This window comes from Agromyces humi, assembly GCF_009720255.1.
Classification (GTDB): Bacteria; Actinomycetota; Actinomycetes; order Actinomycetales; family Microbacteriaceae; genus Agromyces; species Agromyces humi.
Genome location: NZ_WJSP02000408.1, coordinates 1 through 3,145 on the forward strand (window position 1 = coordinate 1; position 3,145 = coordinate 3,145).

Annotated in this window: 2 protein-coding genes; one reads left to right on the top strand and one right to left on the bottom strand. The window is 70.7% G+C overall.

Annotation, left to right across the window (positions count from 1 at the left end; genetic code table 11):
• Positions 1 to 52 precede the first annotated feature (52 nt).
• A complete protein-coding gene (gene ectB / locus GH736_RS19975) occupies positions 53 to 1,330 on the bottom strand; it encodes a diaminobutyrate--2-oxoglutarate transaminase (RefSeq protein ID WP_159606443.1) in 1,278 nt (425 codons plus the stop codon).
• Positions 1,331 to 1,515: 185 nt separating this feature from the next.
• Here ectB and GH736_RS19980 point away from each other — a divergent pair, with 185 nt between their 5' ends.
• The gene (locus tag GH736_RS19980) at positions 1,516 to 3,108 is read left to right on the top strand and encodes an ABC-F family ATP-binding cassette domain-containing protein (RefSeq protein WP_159606445.1); all 1,593 of its coding nucleotides are present in this window, start codon (positions 1,516 to 1,518) and stop codon (positions 3,106 to 3,108) included.
• The last annotated feature ends 37 nt before the right edge of the window (positions 3,109 to 3,145 follow it).

Below are 3,145 nucleotides of genomic sequence, written 5' to 3' on the forward strand. Positions count from 1 at the left end.
ACGCGACGCACCTGCGCGCCGGCCTTCACCGGGGATCCGGGGCAGCGGAGCGTCAGCGTGCACTTCGCTGGAGGGGCGCCGGCGGCGAGGAACGCGATCTTGTCGCACTCCTGACACCAGGTGACGGCAGGAACTTCAGCACCTCGTCATGGGCGCCCGACGTCTCGATCACGAGGCCGCGCGTGAACGCCTCCTTCGAGATGCGGCCCGCCAGCGTGCGGTCGCCGTCGCAGGCCAGGCCGTACATCAGGCCGCGACCGCGCACGACGAACGCCTGGTCGGGGTGGTCGACGGCGATCGCCTCGAGCTCGGCGCGGAGCATCCGGGACTTCGCTGCGATCGCGTCGGTGAACGCGGCATCCGCCCAGTAGGTCTCGAGCGCGACGCGCGCGGAGACGAAGGCGAGGTTGTTGCCGCGGAACGTGCCGGTGTGCTGGCCGGGCTTCCACACGTCGACCTCGGGGCGCAGGAGCACCAGCGACATCGGCAGCCCCGAGCCCGAGATGGACTTCGAGATGGTCACGATGTCGGGCACGATGCCCGACTCCTCGAACGCGAAGAACGCGCCGGTGCGACCGACGCCCGCCTGGATCTCGTCGAGGATGAGCAGGATGCCGCGCTCGGCCGTGATCGCGCGCAGGCGCTGCAGCCACGCGGCGCTCGCCACGTTGATGCCGCCCTCGCCCTGCACCGCCTCGACGATGACCGCCGCGGGCAGGTCGAGGCCCGACCCCGGGTCGTCGAGCATCTTCTCGAACAGGTCGAGCGTGTCGACGTCGGCGCCGAGGTAGCCGTCGTAGGGCAGGCGCGCGATGTCGTCGAGGCCGGTGCCCGCGGCGCCGCGGTAGTGGCTGTTGCCCGTCGCGGCGAGCGCGCCGAGGCTGAGTCCGTGGAAGGCGTTCGTGAACGCGACGACCGTGGAGCGCCCGGTCGCCTGGCGTGCGACCTTGAGGGCGGCCTCGACGGCGTTGGCGCCGGTCGGCCCGGTGAACTGCAGCTTGTGGTCGAGTCCGCGGGGTGCGAGCACGAGCTGCTCGAACGCCTCGATGAACGCCCGCTTCGCCGAGGTGGCCATGTCGAGCCCGTGGATGATGCCGTCGCGCTCGAGGTATTCGATGAGGGCCCGCGTGAACGCCGGGTTGTTGTGCCCGTAGTTGAGCACGCCGGCGCCCGCGAAGAAGTCGAGGTACTCGCGGCCGTCGGCGTCGACGAGGGTGGAGCCGGTGGCGCGGTCGAACACGGTCGGGAAGGCGCGGACGTACCCGCGCACCTCGGATTCGCGACGGTCGAAGACGTCCAGGGCGGTTTCGCTGCTGATGGCACTGCTCATGGCAGGCGGCTCCTCTCGAGAGGCGACGATGGCGGTGCATCGACCCTACGTCCTCCGGATGGGCGTCTGGTGCATGCCCGCAGGCCCGCGCACGCGCGTACCCAGCCAGGCAGCGGATGCCGCCCGGTAAAGTTGGCCGTTCGCGTCACCCGCGCCCCACCCCTCCTCCGAACGCAAGGACTCCCGTGAGCCTCATCCGCCTGAACGACGTGAGCCTGGAGTTCGACGGCCGGCCGGTGCTGCGGGAGGCGTTCCTGAAGCTGCGCCGGGGCGACCGCATCGGCCTCATCGGCAAGAACGGCACGGGCAAGACGACGTTCCTCGAGCTGGTGCTCGGCCGGCGCGAGCCCACCTCCGGCACCGTCGACGTGACGCTGGGCACCACGATCGGCTACTTCTCGCAGTTCTCCGAGCTCGACGGCGAGCAGTCGACGTACGAGACCCTCAGCGCCCACTTCACCGCGGTGCACGAGACCCAGGCGCGGCTCGACGAGATCGGGCTGGCGCTGGCCGAGCCGATGACGGATGCCGCGATGACGACCCTGCTCACCGAGCAGGGCGAGCTCTTCGAGCGGATGGACCACGTCGGCGGCTGGACCTACGAGAACACCATCGACACCGTGCTCACGAGCCTCGGATTCGACGAGGAGCGGCGCCACCTGCCCGTCGACCGGCTGTCGGGCGGATGGCGAAACCGCGCCGCGCTCGCGCAGATCCTCGTGCAGGCGCCCGACGTGCTGCTGCTCGACGAGCCGACCAACTTCCTCGACCTCGACGGCGTGCGCTGGATCGAGGGCTGGCTCGGCGGCTTCGCCGGCGCGGTGCTCGTCGTGTCGCACGACCGCCAGTTCCTCGACGGCGTCGTCGACCGCATCGTCGAGATCGAGAACCACCGACTCCAGGAGTACGAGGGGAACTACTCGGCGTACGTGCACGCCAAGCAGTCGCGGCTGAAGATGCTCGAGCGCCAGTTCGCCCACGAGGAGGAGCTGCTCGCCTACGAGCAGGCCGCGTCGACCGCACGCCGCGAGGCCGCCCGCAACCCGTCGAACGCGGTGGCGCGCCGCCTGGCCGACATCAAGAAGCGGCAGGCGCCGCGCCCCATCGACCAGATCATCACGTCGATCTACGAGGGGCTGCGGGTCTCGAACGACCTCCTGACCGTCACCGGGCTGGCGAAGGGCTTCAACGGCAGTCCGCTGTTCGAGGGGCTCTCCTTCGACCTGCAGCGCGGCGACCGGGTCGCGGTGCTCGGCTCGAACGGCTCGGGCAAGTCGACGCTGCTCGACGTGCTCACCGGCGAGACCGAAGCGGATGCCGGGACCGTGCGCTGGGCGAAGGGCGCCCGGTTCGTGTCGTACAACGCGGTGTACGCCGCGCTGGACCTCGACGACACCGTCGGCCATGCGGTGAACGCCTACCCCGACTCGCTCGCGTTCACCGCGACGAAGAAGAGCGTGAACCGGTTCCTCGCGATGCTGCAGTTCTCCGAGGCCGACCTGCAACAGAAGATCGGCACCCTCTCGGGCGGCCAGCGCGCCCGAGTGGCGATCGCCCAGTGCCTGCTCTCGGGGGCGGCGGTGATCGTGCTCGACGAGCCGACGAACCACCTCGACATCACGTCGACCCAGGTGATGGAGCGGGCGCTCACCCACTTCCCGGGCGCCGTCATCGTCGTGTCGCACGACCGCTTCTTCGTCGACAAGCTCGCCGACCGCCTGCTCGTGTTCGACGGCACCCCGCAGGTGCGCGAGACGGCGGCGACCGGCGCGCTCTGAGCACCGACCGACGCGCGCCGCGCGCGCCGCGCTCGCG

Excerpts from the sequence above, each read along its gene's own strand:
- ectB (WP_159606443.1), bottom strand. The coding sequence starts at position 1,330 with ATGAGCAGTGCCATCAGCAGCGAAACCGCCCTGGACGTCTTCGACCGT.